General features: G+C 69.8%; 20 protein-coding genes. 5 read left to right on the plus strand and 15 right to left on the minus strand.

Translation table 11 applies throughout. The features are described from left to right. Positions 1-8 precede the first annotated feature (8 nt). From A6048_RS17505 to A6048_RS17535, 7 genes are all read right to left on the minus strand, one after another. Positions 9-800 carry an MlaE family ABC transporter permease gene (locus A6048_RS17505; protein WP_107747266.1) on the minus strand — a complete coding sequence of 264 codons (792 nt, stop codon included), beginning with the start codon at positions 798-800 and terminating at the stop codon, positions 9-11. A 91-nt stretch (positions 801-891) separates the two neighbouring features. After that, the gene (locus A6048_RS17510; RefSeq protein ID WP_107747091.1) at positions 892-1,701 is read right to left on the minus strand and encodes an MlaE family ABC transporter permease; all 810 of its coding nucleotides are present in this window, start codon (positions 1,699-1,701) and stop codon (positions 892-894) included. A 41-nt stretch (positions 1,702-1,742) separates the two neighbouring features. Further along, the gene (gene fadD5 / locus A6048_RS17515; RefSeq protein WP_107747092.1) at positions 1,743-3,338 is read right to left on the minus strand and encodes a fatty-acid--CoA ligase FadD5; all 1,596 of its coding nucleotides are present in this window, start codon (positions 3,336-3,338) and stop codon (positions 1,743-1,745) included. A gap of 39 nt (positions 3,339-3,377) precedes the next feature. Further along, positions 3,378-4,175, minus strand: coding sequence for an enoyl-CoA hydratase (locus tag A6048_RS17520; RefSeq protein ID WP_107747093.1), 798 nt, complete (start codon positions 4,173-4,175; stop codon positions 3,378-3,380). Further along, on the minus strand, positions 4,172-5,161 hold the full coding sequence (locus A6048_RS17525; protein ID WP_107747094.1) for an NAD(P)H-dependent flavin oxidoreductase: 990 nt from the start codon (positions 5,159-5,161) through the stop codon (positions 4,172-4,174). Before A6048_RS17525 ends, A6048_RS17520 begins: the two co-directional genes overlap by 4 nt. Continuing rightward, positions 5,158-7,371, minus strand: coding sequence for a 3-hydroxyacyl-CoA dehydrogenase NAD-binding domain-containing protein (locus A6048_RS17530; RefSeq protein ID WP_107747095.1), 2,214 nt, complete (start codon positions 7,369-7,371; stop codon positions 5,158-5,160). The genes A6048_RS17525 and A6048_RS17530 overlap by 4 nt, the downstream gene beginning before the upstream one ends. Positions 7,372-7,411: 40 nt before the next feature. After that, the gene (locus A6048_RS17535) at positions 7,412-8,629 is read right to left on the minus strand and encodes an acetyl-CoA C-acetyltransferase (protein ID WP_107747096.1); all 1,218 of its coding nucleotides are present in this window, start codon (positions 8,627-8,629) and stop codon (positions 7,412-7,414) included. A gap of 162 nt (positions 8,630-8,791) precedes the next feature. Here A6048_RS17535 and A6048_RS17540 point away from each other — a divergent pair, with 162 nt between their 5' ends. Beyond that, positions 8,792-10,216, plus strand: coding sequence for a TetR/AcrR family transcriptional regulator (locus tag A6048_RS17540; protein ID WP_107747097.1), 1,425 nt, complete (start codon positions 8,792-8,794; stop codon positions 10,214-10,216). Here the strand turns inward: A6048_RS17540 and A6048_RS17545 are convergent. From A6048_RS17545 to A6048_RS17555, 3 genes are read right to left on the minus strand one after another with little or no spacing between them, the layout of a single operon-like run. Continuing rightward, on the minus strand, positions 10,213-11,427 hold the full coding sequence (locus A6048_RS17545; RefSeq protein WP_107747098.1) for an oxygenase MpaB family protein: 1,215 nt from the start codon (positions 11,425-11,427) through the stop codon (positions 10,213-10,215). The genes A6048_RS17540 and A6048_RS17545 overlap by 4 nt on opposite strands. Continuing rightward, positions 11,424-12,563 carry an oxygenase MpaB family protein gene (locus A6048_RS17550; RefSeq protein ID WP_107747099.1) on the minus strand — a complete coding sequence of 380 codons (1,140 nt, stop codon included), beginning with the start codon at positions 12,561-12,563 and terminating at the stop codon, positions 11,424-11,426. Before A6048_RS17550 ends, A6048_RS17545 begins: the two co-directional genes overlap by 4 nt. Positions 12,564-12,569: 6 nt before the next feature. Beyond that, on the minus strand, positions 12,570-14,066 hold the full coding sequence (locus tag A6048_RS17555; RefSeq protein WP_107747100.1) for an aldehyde dehydrogenase family protein: 1,497 nt from the start codon (positions 14,064-14,066) through the stop codon (positions 12,570-12,572). A 114-nt stretch (positions 14,067-14,180) separates the two neighbouring features. Between A6048_RS17555 and A6048_RS17560 the strand changes: the two genes are divergently transcribed. The 3 genes from A6048_RS17560 (at position 14,181) to A6048_RS17570 (ending at position 16,736) form a co-directional block, all read left to right on the plus strand. Beyond that, positions 14,181-15,323: an acyl-CoA dehydrogenase family protein gene (locus A6048_RS17560; RefSeq protein WP_107747101.1), complete on the plus strand. Its 1,143-nt coding sequence runs from the start codon at positions 14,181-14,183 to the stop codon at positions 15,321-15,323. Continuing rightward, the gene (locus A6048_RS17565) at positions 15,320-15,817 is read left to right on the plus strand and encodes a DUF4334 domain-containing protein (RefSeq protein ID WP_235027629.1); all 498 of its coding nucleotides are present in this window, start codon (positions 15,320-15,322) and stop codon (positions 15,815-15,817) included. The genes A6048_RS17560 and A6048_RS17565 overlap by 4 nt, the downstream gene beginning before the upstream one ends. A gap of 118 nt (positions 15,818-15,935) precedes the next feature. Further along, positions 15,936-16,736, plus strand: coding sequence for an LLM class F420-dependent oxidoreductase (locus A6048_RS17570; protein WP_107747102.1), 801 nt, complete (start codon positions 15,936-15,938; stop codon positions 16,734-16,736). Between the two features lie 16 nt (positions 16,737-16,752). Here the strand turns inward: A6048_RS17570 and A6048_RS17575 are convergent, their stop codons facing one another. From A6048_RS17575 to A6048_RS17600, 5 genes are all read right to left on the minus strand, one after another. Next, positions 16,753-16,977, minus strand: coding sequence for a hypothetical protein (locus tag A6048_RS17575; RefSeq protein WP_107747103.1), 225 nt, complete (start codon positions 16,975-16,977; stop codon positions 16,753-16,755). Positions 16,978-16,984: 7 nt separating this feature from the next. Further along, entirely contained in the window at positions 16,985-17,797 is an 813-nt protein-coding gene (locus A6048_RS17580) for a carbohydrate ABC transporter permease (RefSeq protein WP_107747268.1), read from the minus strand. Positions 17,798-18,003: 206 nt separating this feature from the next. Continuing rightward, complete coding sequence (locus A6048_RS17590) at positions 18,004-18,993, minus strand: carbohydrate ABC transporter permease (protein WP_107747104.1); 990 nt, start codon at positions 18,991-18,993, stop codon at positions 18,004-18,006. 117 nt (positions 18,994-19,110) lie between these two features. After that, a complete protein-coding gene (locus A6048_RS17595) occupies positions 19,111-20,385 on the minus strand; it encodes an ABC transporter substrate-binding protein (RefSeq protein WP_107747105.1) in 1,275 nt (424 codons plus the stop codon). Between the two features lie 260 nt (positions 20,386-20,645). Next, the gene (locus A6048_RS17600; protein WP_107747106.1) at positions 20,646-21,701 is read right to left on the minus strand and encodes an ABC transporter ATP-binding protein; all 1,056 of its coding nucleotides are present in this window, start codon (positions 21,699-21,701) and stop codon (positions 20,646-20,648) included. Positions 21,702-21,917: 216 nt separating this feature from the next. On the opposite strand from A6048_RS17600, the gene A6048_RS17605 reads away from it, so the two are divergent. Beyond that, on the plus strand, positions 21,918-24,014 hold the full coding sequence (locus A6048_RS17605; RefSeq protein WP_107747107.1) for a PhoX family protein: 2,097 nt from the start codon (positions 21,918-21,920) through the stop codon (positions 24,012-24,014). Positions 24,015-24,021: the final 7 nt, after the last annotated feature.

The following is a 24,021-nucleotide window of genomic DNA, read 5'->3' on the forward strand; positions in this document are numbered from 1 at the left end:
ACGCCGCCTCACGTGATCCCCAGCGCCGGGACCTCGGGCACCAGGCCCCAGAGGGCGAAGGTGAGCACGATGTCGATGAACCCGATGAGCAGGATGCTGGTCCGCAGCGCACGGCCGGCGGCGCGCCCGACACCCTCGGGGCCGCCCGTCGCGTGGTACCCGTAGCTGCAGTGCACGAGCACGATCACCAGTGCGAACACCACTGCCTTGATCAGCGAGTAGAGGACGTCCTCCGGGCCCAGGGTGATGTGGAAGAAGTAGTCGTACGTGCCCGCCGAGCCGCCGTTGACGTGGACCACCACCATCCGCGTGGCGATGTACGTCGCCACCAGTCCCACGGCGTACAGCGGCACGATGCAGATCATCGTCGCGATCACCCGGGTCCCGGCCAGATACGGGATCGTGGGGACCGACATGGCGTCGAGGGCGTCGATCTCGTCCGAGATCCGCATCGATCCCAGCCGGGCGGTGAACCCCGTGCCCACCTTGGCGGCGAGCGCGATCGAGGCGACGACCGGCGCGAGCTCGCGGGTGTTGGCCATCGCCGAGAGCATCCCGGACAGGCTCGTCATGCCGATCAGGTCGAGCCCGCGGTAGGTCTCGACACCCACCATGATCGCCGCGACCGCCGACATGGCCAGGACGATCCCGATGGTGCCGCCGCCGGCGATCAACGAGTTGGAGCCGAAGCCCACGTCGACGACCTCTTTGACGACCTGCCTGCGGTACCGCACCAGCGCGGTGGGAAGAGTGAGCATCACCCGGCCCGCGAAGCTCACGTGGCGGCCGACCTCCGCCATCCCGGACGAGGCCCGTACCAGGACCGCGGCGCCCCGGGACGCCCTGACCTTCTGCACGGCACTGGTGTCGGTCACCCGGAGCGAGGTCACGTCAGTACTTCCCGACTGACGGCACGACGAGACCGTAGACCGCCGACATCACGGTGTTGATCACGAACACGGTGACGAAGGCCAGGACCACCGTCTCGTTGACCGCGTCCGCCACACCGCTCGACCCGCCGCTGGCGTGCAGTCCCTTGAACGTCGCGATCAGGGCGGAGACCACCGCGAACGCGACCGACTTGGCCATCGCCATCCACAGGTCGGACGGGCGGCCGTACGCGCTGAGCGTGGACAGGAACGCCCCGGCCGACTCGCCCTGGCCGTACACCTGATAGATCAGGCACGCGGTCACGCCCATCGCGGTGACCAGTGCGCACAACACCAGGGAGACGAGCACGGTGGCGATGACGCGGGGCACCACCAGTCGCTCGATCACGTCGAGACCCATGACCTCCATGGCCTCGACCTCCTCGCGGATGGTGCGGGAGCCCAGATCCGCGCAGATGGCCGAGCCACCCACCCCGGCCAGCATGAGCGCGCAGACCAACGCCGACGCCTGCCCCACCACGACAAAGGCCACCACGGCGCCCGCATAACCGGCCGCCCCCAAGCGGCCCGCCAGCTCCCCCACCGACACCGCGACGAGCACGCCGACCGGCAGCATCAGCAACAGCGCCGGCACCGAGCACACCCGGGCGACGAACAGCGCCTGGTCGCGGGTCTCGGCGAGTGAGAGCCGACCCGTGACGACCGTGCGCACGCAGCTGAGCAGCGTGAAGACCGAGTAGCCGACCAGCGATCCGACCTGACCCGCCAGATCGACTACCGGGCCTCGACCCGCGGGGAGTTGGAAGACCATGTCAGTGGTGTCCGGGTTCCGGTGTCGGTTCGGCTACCGGGTCAGACACCCGTGGAGCCGTGCTCCGAGCGGAGAGCACCCTTGACCACCTTGCCGCTGGCGTTGCGCGGCAACTCCTCCACGTGCACGAGGTGCTTGGGCAGCTTGAAGCCGGCCAGCTTGTCGCGCAGCCACCCGGTCAGCTCGTCGAGGGTGATGTCCGAGCCACCCTCCTCCTCGTGCTGCGCGACCACCGCGACGGGGACCTCGCCCCACGTGTCGTCCTTGCGGCCGATCACCGCGACCTCACGGATCCGCGGGTGGCCGGCGATCACGTTCTCGACCTCGGCGCAGTAGATGTTCTCGCCGCCGGAGATGATCATGTCCTTCTTGCGGTCCACGACGTAGACGAAACCCTCGTCGTCCATCCGGACCAGGTCACCGGAGTGGAACCAGCCGCCGTCGAAGGCTTCCGCGGTCTCGGCGGGTTTGTTCCAGTACCCGGACATGGTGGTGGGTCCGCGGTAGACGATCTCGCCCACCTCGCCGGGGCCGACCGGCTCCCCGAACGCGTCGACCACACGGGCCTGCAGGGTGGGGATGACCTTGCCGACCGAACCGAGCTTGCGGATCGCGTCGTCGCCGTCGAGCGCGCAGGTGATGGGACTCATCTCGGTCTGGCCGAACACGGCGCAGTTGAGGGCATCCGGGAACGTCTCGGCCATGGCGCGCAGGATCGTGTCCGTCGACGGGGCCGCACCCCACGAGATGTTGCGCAGCACCAGCGTCCGCGGGCGGGCCTTCTGCTCGGCGCAGACGGCCTGCCACTGCACGGGCACGAGGAAGACGCTGGTGATCTGCTCCGCCTCGAGGGTGTCGAGGAGGGCGGACGGGTCGAAGGCCTGCAGCGGATGGACCACCGTGACGCCGCCGAGCTGGAGACTCGGGGCGATCGAACCGAGCGCCGCGATGTGGAACATCGGGGCCGCGCACAGTGCGCGCCCCTCCTCGTCGAAGAGCCGGAAGACCCGGATGCAGGTCAGGGACTGGGCGGTGAGGTTCTCGTAGGAGAGCATCGCGCCCTTGGGCCGACCCGTGGTGCCCGAGGTGTACATGATGAGGGCGGTGGAGTCCTCGGGGACGTCGACCGGTGGATGTGTCTCACCCTCCTCTGCGAGCGCGTCGGCGTAGGTGGTCTGGTCTGCTGTGCCGGATTCGCCGCCGATGACGATGTGGTCGCCCGGCTCCTCACCCTGGGCACGGATCGCCCCGACCAGCGGGGCGAGCAGCGCATCGGTGATGACGACCTTCGGCGCGCAGTCGCTCACAAGGTAGGCCAGCTCGGCCGGGGTGAGGCGGAAGTTCACCGGCACCGCGATGGCACCAAGCTCGTTGATGCCGAGCACCGCCTCGACGAACTCGGGGTTGTTGAGGGTGATGAGCATGACGCGGTCGCCGCTGGCGACCCCGCGACGGGCCAGCGCGTCGGCGAAGAGCCCGCTGCGCTCGTGCAGCTGCGACCAGGTGGTGGTCTGGCCCAGGTAGCGCAGCGCCTCGCCGTCGGGGTTCATCTCGGCGTGGGTGGCCACCCACGTGTTCCAGTGGTTGCGGCGGGCGGCGTGGAGATCGGCGACTGGGTCCATGGTGGCGGTGGTCATGATTCGGCCTTTCGTGTGGAGCGGTGAGGGAGAACCAGGTCAGGAGAAGTCGGGGCGTCTCTTCTCGAGGATCGAGGCGACCCCCTCGGCGAAGTCGTCGGACACCAGGAGTTCGCACTGCCCCTCGTGCTCGCGGGCCAGCGCCGCGTCCAGCTCGGCGAGCGTGGCGCCGGTGACGGCCCGCTTGGTCAGTTCCAGTGCGCGGCGCGGGCCCCTGGCCAGACGGCGGGCCAGCTTGCCCGCGGCGGCACGCAGGTCCGCGGAGGGCAGGACCTCGAGGGCCAACCCCACATCCCGGGCCTCCTCGGCCGAGACGGCGTCCCCGCGCAGCAGCATCCGGGAGGCGACCGACCGGCCGACCGCCGCGGGGAGGAGCACACTGGCCCCACCGTCCGGCATGAGACCGATGTTGGTGAACGCGAAGAGCAGATAGGCGTCGTCGGACATGAGCATCAGATCGGAGGCCAGAGCCAGCGAGACCCCCACCCCGGCCGCAGGCCCGTTGACCGCGGCGATCACCGGGACCGGGGCGGTCAGCACGGCCCGGACCAGTTCGGCGGCACTGGTCATCGTGACCTCGGGGCTGGGCGCCTCGTCCGAACCGGCCCCGTCCCTGATCGCCTGCAGGTCCGCCCCGGTGGTGAACGCCCCACCCTCGCCGGCGAGGACGATGACCCTCGTGTCGGGGTCCAGGCTCTGCTCGGTGATGATCTCCACCAGTGCACACACGGTCGAGTGGTCCAGAGCGTTCATCCGGTCGGGCCGGTTGATGATGATCGTCGCGACTCCCAGGTCGTCGCGGTCGACCATGACCGCGTCCCGGCCCGTGGCGGTCATCGGACCGCCTCCGAGGCCGCGAGCATGCCGGCGAGCCGGACGGAGATGATCGACTCGGCCTCCGCCATCATGCGGTCGACCAATTCGGCCGCGGTGGGCACGTCGTCGATCAGTCCCTGGCACTGACCCGCCGACCAGATGCCGGCGTCCAGGTCGCCGTCCTCGAAGACCTTGCGGCCCCGGGCTCCGGCGACGAGGTGCTGGATGTCGGAGAACTCGCAGCCCTCCGCCTCCTTGGCCACCACTTCCGCCGAGACGGCGTTCGCCGCGACCCGCGCGGTGTTGTGCAGCGTGCGGAAGATCAACGTCGTATCGAGCTCCGAGTTGGCCACGATCTGCTGCTTGACCGCCTCGTCGACCGGGGACTCGGCGGTGCACATGAAGCGGGTGCCCATGTTGGCCCCGTCGGCGCCCAGCGCCAGCGCGGCCACCAGACCGCGGGCGTCCGCGATGCCGCCGGAGGCCAGGATCGGGATGGACAGCTTTGCGGCCGCGGCGGGGATGAGCACCAGTCCCGGCACGTCGTCCTCACCCGGGTGCCCGGCACACTCGAAGCCGTCGATCGACACGGCGTCCACGCCGAGCTTCTCGGCCTTGATCGCGTGGCGCACCGATGTGCACTTGTGGATCACCTTGACGCCGGCGGCGTGGAACACCGGCAGGTGGTCCTTGGGGTTGGACCCGGCGGTCTCGACGATCTTCACGCCTGACTCGACGATCGCCTGCCGGTACTCCGCGTACGGCGGCGGGGTGATGGCGGGCAGGATCGTGAGGTTGACCCCGAACGGCTGGTCGGTGAGTTCCCGGCACCGGGCGATCTCCTTGACCAGGTCCTCGGGGGTGGGCTGGGTGAGCCCGGTGATGATGCCCAGTGCCCCGGCCTCCGACACGGCGGCCGCGAGCTCGGCACGCCCGACCCACATCATGCCGCCCTGGACGATGGGGTGGCGTACCCCGAACTCCTCGGTGAACCTGGTACGGATCATGGCTGGACCTCCTCGTAGGTGCCCCCGGCCGCCGCCTTCTCACGAAGCGAGGCGGGTGGGGTGAAGCGTTCTCCGTAGTTGGCCGCCAGCTCGTCGGCGCGGGCGACGAAGCCCGTCAGCCCGCCCGGGTACTGGTCCATGTAGCGGGCGACACCACCGGTCCACCCCGGGAAACCGATGCCGAGGATCGACCCGACGTTGGCGTCGGTGGTGGTCTCCAGGACACCCTCGTCGAGGCACTTGACGGTCTCGAGCGCCTCGGCGAAGAGCATGCGGTCGATCGCGTCCTGCAGCGGGATCTCGGTGGTGCCGCCGAAGGCCTCCGCCAGTCCCGGCCACAGGCCGACACGCTTCCCGGCGGCGTCGTACTCGTAGAAGCCGGCGCCGGTGGAGCGGCCCTTGCGGTCGTACTGGTCGATCATCGTGTCGAGCACGGCGTTGCCCGGGTGATCGGGCAGGTCGCGGCCCTCCGCCCTGGCTGCCTCGCGCGTCTCGTCGCGGATCTTGCGGGGCAGGGTCAGCGTGAGCTCGTCCATGAGCGCGAGCACCGACGCCGGGTAGCCCGCCTGCGCCGAGGCCTGCTCGACGGTGGGCGCGGGGACGCCCTCGGCGAGCAGCGCCATCCCCTCACTGGTGAAGGTGCCGATGACCCGGGAGGTGAAGAACCCGCGGGAGTCGTTGACGACGATGGGGGTCTTGCCGATCTGAGCGACCAGGGCCAGGGCCCGCCCGAGGGCGTCCTCCGAGGTGCTGGCGCCCTTGATGATCTCGACCAGCGGCATCTTGTCGACGGGCGAGAAGAAGTGCAGGCCGATGAAGTCGGCCGGCCGGTCCACGCCCTCGGCGAGCATGGTGATGGGCAGGGTCGAGGTGTTGGAGCACAGCAGCGCGTCCGGGGCGATGTGCGGCGCGATCTCCGCGAACACCGTCTCCTTGACCTTGGGGTCCTCGAACACGGCCTCGATCACGGCCTGCGCGCCGGAGGCAGCCGAGGCGTCGGTGGTGGGGGTGATGCGCGACAGGAGGGCATCCCCTTTGGCCTGCGCCCTGTCCCGGGCCTCGCCCTCGGCCGCACGGGAGACGGTCTTGGCGACCAGCTTCTCCGAGTACCCCTTCCCGCGCTCGGCGGCGGCCTGGTCGATGTCCTTGAGGACCACCTCCATACCGGCCTTGGCGCACACGTAGGCGATCGCCGCGCCCATCATGCCGGCGCCCAGGACCACGACCTTCGCGATGGGCTCGCGGTCGGCCGAACCGTGGGCCCTGGCCAGACCGTTGGCCTTCTGCAGGTCAAAGAAGAACGCGCGGATCATGTTCTTGGCGGTCTGACCGGTGGCCAGCCCTGCGAAGTAGCGGGCCTCGACCTTCTCGGCAGCGGCGAAGTCCAGGCCCGCGCCCTCCACGGCCGCGGACATGATCGCGACGGGGGCCGGGTATGGCGCGCCCTTGAGCTGCTTGCGCAGCATGGCGGGGAAGGCCGGGAGGGTGGCGCCGAGCGCCGGGCTCTGCGGGGTACCGCCGGGCATGCGGTAGCCCTTCCGGTCCCACGGCTGGGTCGCCGCCTCCGGGTTGTCCGCGTTGGCCGCGATCCACGCCTTCGCGGCGGGCAGCAGATCATCCGGACCCGCGACAAGCTCGTCGACGAGTCCGAGCTCGAGCGCCTTGCCGGGTCGCAGCCGCTTGCCCTCGAGCAGCACCTCCGTGAGCGCGGTGGCGACCCCGAGCATGCGCACGGTGCGGACCACCCCGCCGCCGCCGGGGAGCAGGCCGAGGCTGACCTCGGGCAGTCCGAGCTGGACAGCGGGTGAGTCCACCACGATGCGGTGGTGGGTGGCCAGGGCGATCTCGAGTCCGCCGCCCAGCGCGGCGCCGCCGATCGCCGCGACCACCGGCGTGCCCAGCGTCTCGAGCCGCCGCAGCGTCCCCTTCACGCGCTCGACGGTCTCGACGGCCAGGTCCGCGCCGTCGGAGGGGATGGAGAGGATGTCGCCGAGGTCGCCGCCGGCGAAGAAGGTCTTCTTGGCGGACATGAGGACGACGCCGGTGATGTCGTTCTTTTCCTTCTCGAGCCGGTCGACGGCTCGCTCCATGGATGCGAGGTAGTCGGCGTTCATGGTGTTGGCGCTCTGGTTGGGGTCGTCCATGGTCAGGACGACGACGCCGTCGGCATCGCTCTCGTAGGTGATGGTGTTGGTGAATTCGCTGCTCATTGGTGGTCTTCTCGTCTTTCGCAGGGTCCGGCCGGGCGCTCTACAGGCGTTCGATGATGGTGGCGATGCCCATGCCGGCACCCACGCAGAGGGTCGCGAGGGCGTAGCGGGCGTCGCCGCGTTCCAGCTCGTCCAGGGCGGTGCCGAGGATCATGGCGCCGGTGGCGCCAAGCGGATGGCCCATGGCGATCGCGCCGCCGTTGACGTTGATCTTCTCCATGGGGACCCCGAGGTCCTTGGCGAACTTCATCGGGACGGCGGCGAACGCCTCGTTCACCTCGAACAGGTCGATGTCGTCGATCGTGAGCCCGGCCTTCGCCAACGCCTTTCGGGCGGCCGGGGTGGGACCGGTGAGCATGATCGTGGGTTCCGAACCGACGACGGCCGCGGAGACGATGCGGGCGCGGGCCTTCAGACCGTTGCGCTCACCGGCCTCGGCGTTGCCGACGAGCATCGCGGTGGCCCCGTCGACGATCCCGGAGGAGTTCCCGGCGTGGTGGACGTGGTCGATCTTCTCCACGGAGTGGTACTTCTGCAGCGCAACGGCGTCGAATCCGGCCTGGTCGCCGAGCGCCGCGAAGGACGGGCGCAGGGCCGCGAGGTCGTCGGCGGAGGTACCCCGCCGGATGTGCTCGTCATGGTCGAGTACGACCCGACCGGCGGAGTCGACCACCGGGATGACCGAGCCCGCGAAACGACCGTCGTCCCAGGACGCGGAGGCGAGTTCCTGCGACCGTGCGGCGAACTCGTCGACGTCCCCGCGGGAGAATCCCTCCATCGTGGCGATGAGGTCCGCGCCGATGCCCTGGGGCACGAACGAGGTCGTGTAGTTCACGCGCGGGTTCTGCGCCCATGCGCCGCCGTCGGAGCCCATCGGCACGCGCGACATCGACTCGACGCCTCCGGCGACGACGAGGTCCTCCCAGCCCGCGCGGACCTTCTGCGCGGCGAGGTTGACGGCCTCGAGCCCGGAGGCACAGAAGCGGTTCTGCTGCACCCCGGCCACCGTCTCGGGCAGACCCGCGGCGATGGCCGCGATGCGGGGCAGCACGGCCCCCTGCTCGCCGACGGGGCCGACGATGCCCATGACGACGTCCTCGATCTGTGCGGGATCGAGGCTGTTATTGCGCTCGACCAGCGCGCGGAGGACGCCGACGGCGAGGTCGATCGGGGCGACGCTGTACAGCGATCCGCTGGACTTCCCCTTACCGCGGGGCGTGCGCACCGCGTCGTAGATATAGGCCTCGGGCACTGACATGGGTGGGTTGTCCCTTCCGTCCCGGGCCGGTCCGTGACGACGGACTCGAGACGCTCACGTGGATTCGATCACATATATCTGTGAATTCGGGTTTACTATGGCCACTGTATCCGCTGTTGTCAAGATCACACCCCGATCCGCCCTCACGAGATCCGAGAAGTCATGACGTCGTCGCCAGCACTCCCCACGTGGTTCCCGGACGCCCCTCCCCCGGGGTCACGACGTGCGGAGATCGCGCTGGTCGCGGCCGAGGAGTTCACGCGGCGCGGCTACCACGCGACCCGTGTGGAGCACATCGCGGACCGACTCGCCGTGACCCCCGGTGCGCTGTACCGGTACGTCCCGGGCAAGTACGCGATGTTCCGCGACGCGGTCGCCACGCTCGTCGCGGAACTCGACGCCGCCACGTCCGGTTCCGACGACCTCGACCACCTGGTCGCGTCGGCCACCCGGGCGACGCTGACCCACCGTTCCCGCGCTGCGCTGTACCGCTGGCAGATCCGCTATCTCACACCGGAGGACCGGGCGGCGGTCGTGGCGGCCGACATCCGGATCCGACAGCGGTTCTCCGACGCGATTCGCGGCGACGGCTCGCCGTCGATATCCGGGTCCGGTACCGCAGCCGGAGCCGGTTCCGGAGCCCGGGCCGGGGCCGGGTCCGATTCCGGAGCCCGGGCCGGGACCCGAGGCGCGGCGGGCGCCATCCTCGCCAGCATCGCCTCGCTCGGCCACCACCGCATCGAGGTCACCGACGAGGGGGCGGTGGCCCTGATGCGGTCGATCGCGGCGGACCTGGCCGCATGCACCCCGGGGGTCCGGTCGATACCGCCTCCCCAGGCGGAGGACCCGTCATCACCCGGCTCCACCGCGTCCGACTCCACTGCGCCGAGCTCACCCGCGCCGGGCTCTACCGCACCCGGGTCCGCCGCGCCGGGCTCACCCGGGTCCAGTGCGCCGGGCTCCACCGCGCCCGGCCGGCTCCGTGGCGGGGCCGCCACCCGGGAGGGTGCGATCACCGCCGCGATAGCCCGCTTCCACTCCTCCGGCTACGACGAGGTGACGATGGAGGCGATCGGCGCCGATGTGGGCGTCGCCGCGTCCGCGTTGTACCGGCACTTCCCCGGGAAGTCCGCGTTGCTCACCGCTGCCGTCGATCGGACCGCGACCCTGGTCTCCGAGCTGCTCGACCGCCACGCCGCCCTCCACGGCTCCGAGGACGACCCCGCCGAGGCGCTGGTCGACCTGCTCGACCAGTACGTCTCCATCTCCTTCTCCCACGGACCCGAGCTCATGCTCTACCACTCGGAACTCGGCACCCTGGGCCCCGACGACAGACGGCGGATCCGCCGGTCTCAACTGCGGCAGCTCGAGCGGTGGGCCGGACTGGTCCGCGCGGCGTCGCCGGCGGGGACGGCCGTGGACGACGCGACGGCTCGGATCCGGGTCCACGCCGCGCTCGCGGTGGTGCTGGACGGCGGGCAGGGCTCCGCCTTCCACCCCTCGGCGGCGGCGAGGTTCGGCGACCTCGCCCGGACGGTGCTCCTGCCCCCGGATCGCCTGACCGCCCTCCCGGGTCGGTCCAGCTAGGCCAGGGGTTCGACGGCTCCACGCGAGTAGCGGGCGATCTGCCGACGGATCCGTCGGTAGCCGCGGCGTTCGAGCGCGCTGCGCACCGTCGGGGACACCGCGGCCGCTGAATGGGTCACGAGGTTCACCGGGATCAGCAGTGCGGGGTACCACGGCAGCGCGGGCCGTTGACCGAGCTCGCGCATCCCCGCCGGGCCGTTGAGGTAGGTCGCGATGCTGCGGTGCCTGGCCACGTCGAATCGGCGGCGCGCCGTGGCCAACCGTGGGAAGTCGGTCAGACCGTAGGACTCCAGAAGGGCCTGCGCCAGCACCGCCGAATTGGCGTCGGGGGGTGGGGAGGTGCGTAGGAAGTGGTACATGTCGCGCAGGGCCCGCCTCGGGTGGTCGTGGAGGAAGTCGCCGTCCACCCCCATCACGTGGCCCATCCACCGCCACAGGTACATGACGGCCCGCCCGTCCGCGGGCGGGTGCGGGATCCCCAGCACCGAGGTGCCCAGGAGGAACGTCGCCGAGAACAACCCGTTGGTGGCCGCCATGTCCGCCTGGTTGATCGGTAGTCCCTTCGCCCGGACGTCCCAGCCCCCGGCGAGCATCGCCCGGTTGACCCGCGCGTGCATGAGCCGCACATGGACGGTCATCTCCCAGCCCGCGCTACCCGGTCGCCAGCCGCCGGGGGCGGCGACCGCGTGCCACCAGGCCATGGTCTCGGCGACGCGGGTGGACGTCCCCTCCCCGGTCAGACGGCCGGTCGAGGTGAGGACCTCTGTGGTGGCCGCGGGCCGGTAGCCGCCGAGCAGAGCGAGATCGCCGAGCACGTCCTGCCCGGTGAGCCCGGCACGAAGGCACACCCGAGCGCCGTGGTCGGCGAGGTCGGGGTCCACCCACTCGGGGATCTCGGCGACGGACCGGACGAAGTCGACCACCTCGGCCGGCTCCCCAGGGGGCGGGGGCTCACCTGCCACCGCCGCCCCCAGCGCCTCCCGGACCCGCGCCATCGAGGTCCCGCCCCTCTCGATCGCCCCCAGCACCGCGTCGGCAGGAGGGTCGCCGGACATCAACGCCTCGGAGATGCGCACGCGCTCGGCGGGCGTGGGGCCCGAGCGCACGTCCGCGAACGGCCGCAGCAGGCGTGCCGCCCGTCGCCCCCACCTCTCGTCGGCCGCGAAGCGGGCGGGCGCACCCGGAGGTCGGGGCGGGGCGGCGGCGGTCATGCCAGGGCCTCTCCTCGATCCGCTGCGTCAGCCGAAACCGATACAGCGGCCTCTCCCGATCCCTCCGCGCCCTGATGCGTCACCGGGCAGCCACCCAGCCGGTCGCGCGGCTGGATGGGGCAGGCCCCCAGGTCGGCGGGACGGTACCCGGTCGGGTAACCCGGGTAGGTCCGGTTCTCGGTTGCACTGGACCCGAGTGCCCGTCGACGAACCGGGAGCCACCGTACGACGGCGGACCTGGCCCGCAATGCCGCGTGCGCGGCCTTGCGCCTCGACGACGGCTGCCACGGGAAGCCGAAGGCCCGGGTCATGTCGTCGTCCACGAGCGACAGGACCACCTTGCGGACCGCGGGGCGGACCGCCTCCGGATACCAGGAACACATGAGATCGAGCGTGTACGTGCCGATGAGCTCGTTGTTCCGGTCGTAGCGGAAGGTGCGGGCCTCGTAGTCGTCACGCCACCTGCGGAACTCCCCGATGTCCTCCGGGATGCCGGTGATCTTCATCCGCTGCCCCACCCCGCGGTAGAAGTGGAACGCAGCCAGTCGCTCGTTGGGGTGCAGTCGCCGCCACCCGATCGCGTCGATCCACTCGAGCGGCTCATAGATGAACGTCGACAAGACGTACAGCATGTCGTCGTTGGTGATGTCGTACCGCGCGTGCTGGCGGTTGATCACCCGCAGCGCCTCCTTGCCCCGCGGCGAGTCGTACCCGTGCTCGACCAGTTCCACCATCAGCAGCGCGGTGTCGTCGTACCGCTTCTGGGGGGCGTCGCGGAACTGCCCGGCCTCCGCCAGGACCGCCGACACAGACGGGACACAGTACGTGCGGTACAGCGCCAGCTCGAGTGCCCGCTGGTAGTCCCACGGGAACTCGTAGGAGGTGGTGATGCGGTGGATCTCCTCCGCGTCGGCCACCGGGTCGAGGGTGGAGATGAGGTCCCGCCAGTACCACCGCCCGGGCTTGAGCGGGAGCGTGGCCGTGAGCGGGTGGTCGACGGCGGCGTCCGCCACCAGCTCGGACGGGATCGGTCCAAAGACCCCGGGTACGGTGTGCTGCCCGGCGGCCGCGGACCTCGTCGTCGTCGTGTCCCGGATCTCTTCCGGCGTACTCCTCCTTGAGGCGGTGGCGGTCATCTCAGCTCACAGCTTTCCCTGGACGTTGGCCAGCATCCACTTGACCACCTTGATGTCCCTCGGCTTGCGGGTCATGGTCATGAGGTTGAGCGGGGCGGTGAACTTCTGGGCCGTGATGGCCTTGGGCCGGGCGAACTCGCGGAGCCCGTCGGCACCGTGGATGCGGCCGAAGCCGGAGTCGCCCGAACCACCGAACGGGAGCGACGGGATCCCGGCGAAGGCGAGGAACGCGTTGACCGACACCATGCCCACGTCGAGCTTCTCCGCGAGCTCAAGACCCCGCTTGCGGTTCTTGGTGAAGATCGCCCCACCGAGGCCGTAGCGGCTGGCGTTGGCCTTCTCGACCGCCTCCTCCAGGTCCACGACGGAGTTGATGACCACGGTCGGTCCGAAGGTCTCCTCGGTGATCGCCGTGGAGTCCTCGGGGACATCGACCAGGACGACGGGCTCGACGATCCTGTCCCCCACCGATCCCTCGCCCCCGATGACGGCCTTGCCGCCCCGGGCCAGCGCGTCCTGCACGTGCCGGCGGACGATGTCGATCTGGGCCGGCAGCGTCATGGGTCCGTAGCTGGAGGTCACGGCGGTGCCCGGGGTCAGCGCCCGGACCTTGGCCGTGAACTTGTGGACGAAGGCGTCCCGGACGTCCTGGTGGACGTAGATCCGTTCGACGCCCGCACAGGTCTGGCCCGCGTTGCCCATGGCGCCGAAGACCGCCTGGTCGGCCGCCGCGTCGAGGTCGGCGTCGGCGTCCACCAGGAACGCGTCCTTGCCGCCGCCCTCGATGACGACGGGGGTCAGCGTCTCCGCGCAGGCGGCCATGACCTTGCGTCCCGTGGCGGCCGAACCGGTGAAGGCCAGCTTGTCGACGCCGGCCTTGCACAGCGCGGCGCCGGTCGAACCGTCACCTGTGATGGTCTGGAAGAGCGGATGCGAGGCTCCGAGGGAATCCCACACCTCGGCGAGCCAGACGCCGACACCGGGCGTGAGCTCACTGGGCTTGAAGACGACCGCGTTGCCGGCGGCCATGGCGTAGGAGAGGGTGCCCATCGGCGTGAAGGCCGGGTAGTTCCAGGGCCCGATCGCGCCGACGACGCCGTACGGCTGGTACTCGACGTAGGCCGCCTGGTTGCTCATCAGCAGTCCGGCGGACACGGAGCGGCGGCGCAGCACCTTGTCCGCGTTCTTGGCGGCCCACTCCAGGTGGCTCACCGTGAGCATGACCTCGAGGGTCGCGTCCTCGTCCGGCTTCCCGGTCTCCGCCGAGATGAGGGAGGCCAGCTCCTCGGCGCGGGAGGCGATGGCCCGCTTGTACTCGAGCAGCCACTCCCGGCGGCCGCGTGGTCCCTGGTTGGACCACCAGCGGGCGGCGGCCCGGGCACGTTCGACCGCGAGCGCCACCTCCTCGGGACCGGCGATCGGGTACTCCGCCAGGACGGTGCCGTCGCGGGGGTCCAGGCTCGCGAGGGTGGGGCCGGTCTTTCTGGGCTCGGTCGTCGTCATCCGGAGTCCTTCCGTTTTAGATCACATATATTTGATGTACCGTACGGTGATACGGGCCACAGTAGTCCACCCTGCCCGCTACCGTCACCCCCTGACAGAAAACCGAGGCCAGACGTGTTCGACATCCTCACCGAAGAGCAGCGAGACTTCGCCAAATCCATCGATGATTTCTGCGCGCGCGAGGTCGGCAGCGTCGAGAAGAGAAGTGAACTCACCACCGAGGGGGGCACCCACTCTCCCGAGATCTACTCCAAGATGGCCGAGCTCGGCTGGCTGGGCCTGACCATCCCCGAGGAGTACGGCGGCGCCGACGCCGGCGCCGTGGAGCTCTGCCTCCTGCTCGAGCACTCCCTGCGCGGCCTCGCCCCGATCGGCGGCATCGGCCCCACCCTCATCACCGCCGCGGCCTACCAGAAGTTCGGCACCGAGGAGCAGCGCAAGCGAGCCCTCGAGCTGGTCGTGGCCGGCGGCACGCTGTCCATCTCCATGTCCGAACCCGGCGCCGGGTCCGACGTCGCGGCGCTGCGCTGCAAGGCCGTCCGCGACGGCGACGACTGGGTGATCACCGGCCAGAAGACCTGGTGCTCCAACGCCCACTTCGCCGACCGCATCCTGCTGGTGGCGCGGACCGACTCCTCGGGCGCCAAGCACGAGGGCATCACGATGTTCGACGTGCCCGCCGACGCCCCGGGCCTGCAGATGCGCGGCATCGAGACCATGGGTGGCAAGGAGGTCAACGACCTCTACTTCACCGACGTGCGCCTGCCCGCGGAGTCCGTGATCGGCGAGGTCGGTGGTGGCTGGAAGCAGCTCATGACCGGGCTCAACATCGAGCGGCTCATCCTGGCCGCCATGCAGCTCGGCGTGGCCCAGCGGGCCTTCGACGACTGCCTGACGTTCGTCCGCGAGCGCGAGCAGTTCGGCCGGCCCGTCGGCTCCTTCCAGGTGATCCGCCACCGCATGGCCGACCTGGCCACCGAGATCGAGGCCACCCGCCTGCTGGTCTACGCCGTGGCCAAGAAGGTCGACGAGTCCGATCCGGCGGCCCTGTTCCCGCGCGAGGCCTCCATGGCCAAGCTCAAGGCCAGCGAGCTGAGCAAGCGCGTCACGCTCGAATGCATGCAGTCGATGGGCGGCTACGGCTACGCCACCGAGTACGGGATGGAGCGCCTGGTCCGCCAGGCCGTGGTGTCCACCATCTACGGCGGCACCAACGAGATCCAGCGCGACATCATCGGGAAGACGTACGGGCTGTGAGCGCCGCAGGCCCGGCCGACGCTCCGAGCCCCGCCGCCGTCACCGAGCTCGAGGCACTGCGCGCGCTCGACACGGTGCCGTCCGAGCGGGTGTCGGCGCTCTGGGATTCGCTGGAACCCGCCCGCGTCGACGACATCGCCGGAACCCGCTGGCGCGGAACCGGACTGGACACCGGGCACCCGATGTTCGGAATGCTCGGGCAGATGCGCTGGTGGGGGAAGGACTTCACCAACCCCCGCAAGGTGGACCCGATCCTGGTCACCGACGACTCGGGGGCGGTCGTACCGGACACCTCCGCCACCGGCGGAGGCGGGGCATCGCTCTGGGAGGTCTCGTTCCGCGGCCGCCCGTGCGCGTCCATGGTCTACGACCGGCTGCCGGTGATCGACCACTTCGCCGTCGTCGACCCCGACACCCTCCTGGCCGTGATGAACGGTCGCGGCACCGTCCAGGAGGGCGAGCACTTCTGGTTTGTCCTCGAACGAGAGCGGTAGCGGGAGCCGGGGCGCGCCCGGGCACGAGGGACGGGCATTGCGCCCGGGTATGCGACCTGGGCGCGCCCGGGAGCGCGACCCGGGTGCGCGGGACGGCGATACGGACAACACTGGACGCATGACCCAGAACACCGAACGCCCGGTCCGCATCGCCGTCCAACTCCAGCCCCAGCACGCACCCGACTACGGCCTCCTGCGCGACGCCGTCCGGCGGTCCGAGGACGCGGGCGTGGACGTGGTCTTCAACTGGGACCACTTCTTCCCGCTGTACGGCGACCCCGACGGCGCCCACTTCGAGTGTTGGACCATGCTCGCGGCCTGGGCCGAGCAGACCGAGCGCGTGGAGATCGGCGCCCTGGTCACCTGCAACACCTACCGCAACCCCGACCTGTTGGCCGACATGGCCCGCACCGTCGACCACATCTCGGGCGGCCGCCTGATCCTGGGCCTGGGCAGCGGCTGGTTCGAGCGGGACTACGTCGAGTACGGATACGACTTTGGCACCAAGGGCTCGCGACTCGACGACCTCGGGGACTCCCTCGAGCGGATCGAGCAACGATTCGCCAAGCTCACCCCGCCCCCGACGCGGGACATCCCCGTGTTGCTGGGCGGCGGTGGCGAGAAGAAGACCCTGCGCCACGTGGCCCGCCACGCGGACATCTGGCACTCGTTCGTGGACGTGGAGACCTACCGCCACAAGTCCGCGGTGCTGGCGCGGCACTGCGCTGATGTGGGGCGCGATCCCGCCCAGATCGAGCGCTCCACCGAGATCGGCGGCGCCAGCTCGCCCGAGGAAGCGAAGCGACTCGCGGAGGACCTGCACGCCGAGGGCGTCACGTTGTTCACGGTGGGCCTCAACGGCCCGGACTACCCCCTGGACCTGGTGGAGTCGCTGGTGGCCTGGCGCGACGGGCGCTGACGGCCCGGCGCCGTGGTCAGCCGCGGTTGACGGCGCGGTCGGCCCGGCGCCACACGCGGAAGGTGTATCCGGACGCCGCGAGCATCAACACCAGCACCAACGAGGCGAGGATCGACGGCCGCCCGGCGACGATCAGCCCCACGGCGTTGACCAGCGCGAGCACGGTGAAGAATCCGACGAACCCGCCGAGGACCTCCAGGCGCTGCCGGGTCCCGAGCGCGTCCCCGCCGCGTTGAGCCACGTCCGGGTCAGCTCTTCAGGCCGCCGGCGGTGAGGCCGGAGATGATCCGCCGCTGGAAGATCAGCACCATGATCACGAGCGGGACGGTGACGAGCGCACCCGCCGCCATGATCGCCGCGTGCGGTGGGATGTAGGGGTTGACCCCCGAGAACCGGGCGATCGCCACGGTGACCGGCTCGGTCGAGGAGTTGGACAGCTGCTGCGACAGCAGGAATTCGTTCCACGTGATGATGAACGCCAGGATCGCGGTGGTGAACAACGCCGGGGCGGCGAGCGGCAGGATGATCTTGATGAACGCCTGACCGCGGGTGGCGCCGTCGACGCGCGCGGCCTCCTCCAACTCCCACGGTAGGTCGTTGAAGAACGAGGTCAGGGTGTAGATGGTCAGCGGCAGCGCGAACGAGATGTTGGGGATGATGAGCGCCTGATAGGTGCCGATCCAGCCGATGTCGGTGAACAACTGGAACAGTGGCGTGACCAGGGCGACGCCGGGGAACATCGACGCGGCCAGGATGACGCCGGTGACGAGGAACTTCCCGCGGAAGTCCACCCTGGCGAGCGCGTAGGCGGTGAACACGCCGAAGAGCAGCGCCAGCCCGGTGGTGATCGAACTGATGATCACCGAGTTGATGATCGCACCGAAGAAGTTGTTGCCCGCGTCCGTCGCCAACGCCTCACGGAAGTTGTCGAGGGTGAGGTGCGAGGGCACGGGACTGGAAGAGAACACGAACCGGTTGTCGCGGAACGCGGTGACGAGCATCCAGTAGAACGGTGCGAGCCCCCAGATCAGGATGAGCACGGCACCGATGTAGGTGCCGATCCTCGGGCCGAGCGGTGGGCGGGGCGGACGGAGATCGTCGTTGTTGTCCGGATCGTGCGAACCGGGGCGCGACGACGACGAGGTGGTCAGCGGCGTGGTGGTGGGCCGCGTGGTGGTGGGCCGCGTGGTGGTGGGCCGCGTGGTGGTGGGCCGCGTGGTGCTCGACCGCTTCTTGGGCGAGCTGGACGGTTCAGGCGCTCGGTGACTCACCGGATCTCCTCCTTCTTCCCGGTGCGGTCATCGACGACGTTGGCGCCGAGGAACTTCACCATGACAAACGCGACGGCGAAGATCAGCAGGAACACCAGTGTCGATATGGCGGACGCACTGTTGAAATTGCCCATCCGCATCTCGTTGACCACCAGCATCGACACGGTCGCGGTGGGCGAACCGGAGTTGGCGGAGACGAGGATCACGGGCAGGTCGTACATGCGCAGCGCGTCGAGGGTCCGGAACAGGATCGCCACCATCAACGCGGGCCGGACCAGCGGCAGGGTGATCCTGGTGAACTGTTGCCACCGTGAGGCACCGTCGACTCGCGCCGCCTCGTAGACGTCGCCGGGGATCATCTGCAGCCCGGCCAGGATGAGCAGCGCCATGAAGGGCGCGGTCTTCCACACGTCCGCCACGATGATGGCCATACGGGCGTAGAAGGGGTCGGTGGTCCAGGCGATGTCGGTGCCCAGCATGGTGTTGGCGATCCCGTTGGGGGCGAAGATGAACGCCCACAACTTGGCGGTGACCGCGGTGGGGATCGCCCACGGGACGAGGACCGCCGCCCGCAGGAGTGAGCGTCCCCAGATGCTCTTGCCCATCACCACGGCCATGGCAAAGCCGAGCACGGTTTCGAGCGAGACGGTGGTGACGGTGAAGAACAGGGTGTTTCCCATGGCGGGCCAGAAGTCCACCGCCGAGACACCGGGCGGGCAGGGAATGGTGCCGTCGCCGCCCCTCGCCGGGCACGCCTGGGTGAGCCAGTAGAGGTAGTGCTGGAAGCCGGCGAAGCCGCCTTCGGAGAACATGCCGGTGGCCGGGTCGAGGCCGCGGTCGGCCCTGAAGGACAGGTACACCGCGCGGACGACCGGATAGCCGATCACCACCGCGAGGATGACGAGCGCGGGGCCCACCATCCACGCCGGACGCCAGTCGAACCTCTTCTCGACCAATGGCGCCGGGGACTTCTCACTCGTCGTCATCGCTGCAGCTCCCCATCGGATCGCACCTGCCCTCACCACGACGGCCGACGGGCCCCGGGAATGCTACCCGGGGCCCATTAGCGCGGTGTCTTCAAACCTGCTGTCCAGGCTCTGGCGTCACTGAGCCGCCTGGTCGATCGCGGCGCTCATGTCGGTGAGAGCCTGCTCGACATTCTTCTCACCACGCAGCGCGGCGAACGTGTTGTCCTGGATCGCCTTGGACACGGCCGGGTAGTACGGCGTGACCGGGCGCGGCTCGGCGTTCTCGAGCGCCGCCTTGAGCGCCGGCATGTACGGGAACTCCTGCTGCAGCGCCTCGTCGTCGTAGATCGAGGACAGTACGGGCGGGAACGACTGCTCGGCGAAGCCCATCTGGACGTCCTCGGAGATGACGAACTCGAGGAACGCCTGGGCCGTCGCCTTGTTCTCGGAGAACACGTTGATCGCGTTGTTGTAGCCGCCGAGCGTGGACCGTCCGGCGCCGTCCTGGCCGACGATCGGTGCGACCTCGAAACGACCCTGCACCTGGGAGGTGGGATCGGACTGGCCCGACTCGTACATGTACGGCCAGTTGTAGGAGTACATGGTCTCACCGGCGAGGAAGGCCTGCGCGGTCTCCTCCTCCGTGAAGGCGTCGGTCTGCGGCGGGATCACGCCGTTCTGATAGGCGTCGACCAGGGCGGTGAGGCCCGCGCGCGCCTGATCCGTGTCGAGCTCGGGCGTCTGGCCGTCCTCACCCACGACCTGACCGCCCCAGCTGTGGATGAACTGGGTGGCGGCGACGGTGAGGCCTTCGTACAGGCTGAGCTGCGTCTGCAGGCAGTCCACGTCGGCTCCCTCGGCCGCCTCGCAGGAGCCGACCAGTGCCTCCCAGTTGGCGGGCGCCTCCGGCTGGAGATCCGTGCGGTAGTACAGCAGCTGGGCGTTGGTGTTCTGCGGGATCCCGTAGAGCGTGCCGTTATAGGTCGCCGAGTCGACCGCGGCCTCGATCAGGCCGGAGGTGTCGACCTCGGTATCGCCCTCGATCGGCTGCAGCCAACCATTGGCCGCGAAGTACGCGGTGTCCGTCACGTCGAGCGCGAACACGTCGTACTCGCCGCTCTCGGTCTGGAGGGACTGCGTGAGCGTGTCCCGCTGTCCGTCCTGCTCGGCGGGGAGCTCGCGGAGGGTGACCTCCTGGTCGGGGTTCTCCGCGTTCCACTGGTCGATGACGGGACGGAGCTTGTCCGTGTCGTTGCTGCCCATCGCGAACGTGATCGGACCGACGCCCGAGGCGCCGGCATCCGCCTGCTCGTCGGATTCGTCACCGCCACCACTGGTACAGCCCGCGGATACCACCGCGACGATGGATGCGGCCGCCGCCGCCTTGAGGAACCTGCCGTGAACGGCCATGCGCTCTCTCCTACTGTCGTGTCTCGCCTACCGCCGACGTGTGCCGACGATCGGATGATCCCGGGTTACTGTGACGCGGGTCTCTCTGAGGTCCCGCTGAGCGTAACCCACACCGGGCCTGTGGCGTCGCACCACGAATGGTCTGATCGCCCACTCCCGGCCGTCCCGCCGCCAGTTCAGGCCGCGAGACTTGGATCACACGCGACACTCTAGCAACAACAGTTGTTGCGGCAGTCCGCCGCGCCCGTCGGCCGTCCTCCTCACCGCAGTCGCAGACCGGACTCCACGTCGAAGAAGCGGACCTCACCGTCGAGCGCGGCCAGGAACATGGTCTCGCCCTTGCGCGGGTGGTCACCCGACTCGGCGCGATAGACCACTGGGTCTCCGTCTCCGGTGGAGCAGTGGAGGTAGCTGTCGGCCCCCAGCTCCTCGACGAGGTCCACGGTCACCTGCAGCCCGTGACCGTCCTCGGCGATCCGTAGGTGTTCCGGCCGCACGCCCACCGTGACCATCGCCCCGGTGCCGGGGGGGACCTCCTCACCGAACCCCTCCAGGTCGACCCTGCCGTCGGCCACGGGCGCGTCGAACAGGTTCATCGAGGGCGACCCGATGAAACCGGCGACGAAGGCGTTGACCGGGTTGTGATAGAGCTCGCGCGGGGTGTCGACCTGCTGCAGGATGCCGTCCTTGAGCACCGCCACCCGGTCTCCCATGGTCATGGCCTCCACCTGGTCGTGGGTCACGTAGATCATGGTGGTGCGCAGGTCACGCTGCAATTTGGCGATCTGGGCGCGGGTGGCCACCCGGAGCTTGGCGTCCAGGTTCGACAGCGGTTCGTCCATCAGGAACACCTGGGGACTGCGCACGATCGCCCGGCCCATGGCGACCCGCTGGCGCTGACCACCGGAGAGCTCCTTGGGCTTGCGGTCGAGGTAGTCCGAGAGGTCGAGCATCTCCGCCGCGCGGTCCACCCGCTCCGCGATCTCCTTCTTGGACGCCTTGGCCAGCTTGAGCGCGAAGCCCATGTTCTCGCGCACCGTGTAGTGCGGGTAGAGAGCGTAGTTCTGGAACACCATCGCGATGTCCCGGTCCTTGGGCTCGGTCGCGGTGACGTCCTTGTCGCCGATGAGGATGCGCCCGGCCGACACGTCCTCCAGTCCCGCGAGCGCGCGGAGAGTGGTGGACTTGCCGCAGCCCGACGGCCCGACCAGGACGAGGAACTCGCCGTCGGCGATCTCCAGATCGAGTCGGTCCACGCTGCGCCGTGCGGCACCCGGGTAGATGATGGACACGTTCTCGAAGGTCACCGAAGCCATGCGAGATCTTTCCCTTCACCGGCAGGAACGTGCCGGACGATCCGAGATAGAGGGCGAACACGACGACTGTAGCGCCACCGCGCCGGAGTTCACCGGCACTGTGCCCACAGTTCATCCGCGCGTGTCCTCACCACGCCCGTGTCGTAGTCCGCGCTCCCTAGGGTCACAGCGTCCTCGTGCGCCCGTGCGGGGCGCACACGTCTTCAGGGAGAACCGTTGTCAGTCCGTCGTCTGCTTCCGATCGCCACCCCCGGCATCTCCAACCGTCAGCATCTGACATGTCTGTACAAGTGCGGTGACCAGTGCGCGGCACCGGTCCCCAACGGCAGCGGCAATCCGTACTTCGGGGACGTCGCCACCGAGATCAGCCGCCGCGGAGCGCTCAAGGCCGCCGGTGTGGTCGCCCTCGCCGTGGGGGCCACCCAGGTCCTGCCCGCGACCGTCGCCGCGCAGGGGTCGCTCGGCGCCGGCGCTCTCGGATCGACGGGCGGGGGGACGCTCGACACCGGCTTCATCCCGGTCGCGCCCAACACCGCTGACGCCGTGGTCGTTCCGGCCGGGTACTCGAGCCACGTGGTGATCCGCTGGGGCGACCCGGTGATCCCCGGCGCACCCGCCTTCGACTTCGAGAACCAGACCGCCGCCGCGCAGTCCCTGCAGTACGGCTACAACTGCGACCTCGCGGTGTTGTACCCCATGGACGACCGGGACAACCGGTTCCTCCTGATCGTCAACCACGAGTACACCACCGAGCCCACGATGTTCCGCGGGTACGACTCCGCCGCTCCCACCCGCGAGCAGGTGGAGACCGCGTGGGCCGCTCACGGGATGACCGTGGTCGAGCTCACCAGCCGCGCAGGCGACGGTGGTCTCGATCCCGTGATGGGCTCCTACAACCGCCGCATCACCGCGACGACGCCGTTCGAGCTCCGTGGCCCAGCCGTCGGCCCGCTCACCCGCACCACCGCCGACCCGACCGGGACCCGCGTGCTGGGAACGCTCAACAACTGCGCCGGCGGCCACACCCCCTGGGGGACCGTGCTCTCCGGCGAGGAGAACTTCAACCAGTACTTCGGCACCACCGGCTCCGTCACCGACCCGGCCCGGGTGGAGGCCCTCCGTCGCTACGGCGTGTCGGTCCGGGAGTCCGGACGCAAGTGGGAGCGCTTCGACTCCCGCTTCGACCTGGCCGCCGAGCCCAACGAGGTCAACCGCTTCGGCTACATCGTCGAGGTCGACCCCTGGAACCCGGACTCCACGCCGGTCAAGCACTCGGCGCTCGGCCGGTTCAAGCACGAGGGCGGTACCGTCCACGTGACCGCCGACGGAACCGTCGTCATCTATTCGGGCGACGACGAGCGGTTCGACTACATGTACAAGTTCGTCTCCAGCCGGAAGATGGTGCCCGGTCGGGACGCGGCGGCACGCGCCCAGAACATGAGGATCCTCGACGAGGGCACCCTCTACGTGGCCACCTTCACCGGCAACTCCCCCGAGTCCGAGATCGACGGGACGGGCACGCTGCCCTCGGACGGCGCATTCGACGGAACCGGCGGCTGGATCCCGCTCATGACCGTCGACTCCGCCGGCAACGCCGTCTCCCACGTCACCGGCATGACCGCGGAGCAGGTCGCCGTGTACACCCGCATGGCAGGCGACGCGGTCGGGGCCACCAAGATGGACCGCCCGGAGGACGTCGAGCCCAGCCCCACGACCGGCAAGGTCTACATGGCGCTGACCAACAACACCGCCCGCACCGTCGGTCAGGTCGACGAGGCCAACCCCAGGCACAACAACAAGCACGGGCAGGTCGTGGAGATCACCGACGACCACGCCGGCACGACCTTCGGCTGGAACCTGCTCCTGGTGTGCGGGGACCCGGCCGCCGCCGACACCTACTTCGGCGGCTTCGACAAGTCCAAGGTCAGCCCCATCTCGTGCCCGGACAACGTGGCCTTCGACCCCGCCGGCGGGCTGTGGGTGTCCACCGACGGCAACGCGCTCGGGTTCAACGACGGTCTGTACTCGGTGGCCACCGAGGGCCCGAACCGGGGTGAGACCAAGCTCTTCCTCACCGTGCCTATCGGTGCCGAGACGTGTGGCCCGCTCCTCTTCGCCGACCGCGCCATCGTGAACGTCCAGCACCCGGGCGAGAAGGACGGCGCGTCCATCGAGAACCCCGCCTCCCACTGGCCGGACGGCGGGACGTCGCAGCCGCGTCCGTCGACGGTGGTGGCGTGGCGGGACGGGTTCACCGGCGGGACCGGGTCGCTGTCCGGGGGTTCGCTCCCGATGGGGTCCCTGGGTTCCTGACCGTTCG

The sequence above is a fragment of the Dietzia psychralcaliphila genome (assembly GCF_003096095.1).
GTDB classification, from domain to species: Bacteria; Actinomycetota; Actinomycetes; order Mycobacteriales; family Mycobacteriaceae; genus Dietzia; species Dietzia psychralcaliphila.

Excerpts from the sequence above, each read along its gene's own strand:
- A6048_RS17505 (WP_107747266.1), bottom strand. The coding sequence starts at position 800 with ATGGCGGAGGTCGGCCGCCACGTGAGCTTCGCGGGCCGGGTGATGCTC.
- A6048_RS17510 (WP_107747091.1), bottom strand. The coding sequence starts at position 1,701 with ATGGTCTTCCAACTCCCCGCGGGTCGAGGCCCGGTAGTCGATCTGGCG.
- fadD5 (WP_107747092.1), bottom strand. The coding sequence starts at position 3,338 with ATGACCACCGCCACCATGGACCCAGTCGCCGATCTCCACGCCGCCCGC.
- A6048_RS17520 (WP_107747093.1), bottom strand. The coding sequence starts at position 4,175 with ATGACCGCCACGGGCCGGGACGCGGTCATGGTCGACCGCGACGACCTG.
- A6048_RS17525 (WP_107747094.1), bottom strand. The coding sequence starts at position 5,161 with ATGATCCGTACCAGGTTCACCGAGGAGTTCGGGGTACGCCACCCCATC.
- A6048_RS17530 (WP_107747095.1), bottom strand. The coding sequence starts at position 7,371 with ATGAGCAGCGAATTCACCAACACCATCACCTACGAGAGCGATGCCGAC.
- A6048_RS17535 (WP_107747096.1), bottom strand. The coding sequence starts at position 8,629 with ATGTCAGTGCCCGAGGCCTATATCTACGACGCGGTGCGCACGCCCCGC.
- A6048_RS17540 (WP_107747097.1), top strand. The coding sequence starts at position 8,792 with ATGACGTCGTCGCCAGCACTCCCCACGTGGTTCCCGGACGCCCCTCCC.
- A6048_RS17545 (WP_107747098.1), bottom strand. The coding sequence starts at position 11,427 with ATGACCGCCGCCGCCCCGCCCCGACCTCCGGGTGCGCCCGCCCGCTTC.
- A6048_RS17550 (WP_107747099.1), bottom strand. The coding sequence starts at position 12,563 with ATGACCGCCACCGCCTCAAGGAGGAGTACGCCGGAAGAGATCCGGGAC.
- A6048_RS17555 (WP_107747100.1), bottom strand. The coding sequence starts at position 14,066 with ATGACGACGACCGAGCCCAGAAAGACCGGCCCCACCCTCGCGAGCCTG.
- A6048_RS17570 (WP_107747102.1), top strand. The coding sequence starts at position 15,936 with ATGACCCAGAACACCGAACGCCCGGTCCGCATCGCCGTCCAACTCCAG.
- A6048_RS17590 (WP_107747104.1), bottom strand. The coding sequence starts at position 18,993 with ATGACGACGAGTGAGAAGTCCCCGGCGCCATTGGTCGAGAAGAGGTTC.
- A6048_RS17595 (WP_107747105.1), bottom strand. The coding sequence starts at position 20,385 with ATGGCCGTTCACGGCAGGTTCCTCAAGGCGGCGGCGGCCGCATCCATC.
- A6048_RS17600 (WP_107747106.1), bottom strand. The coding sequence starts at position 21,701 with ATGGCTTCGGTGACCTTCGAGAACGTGTCCATCATCTACCCGGGTGCC.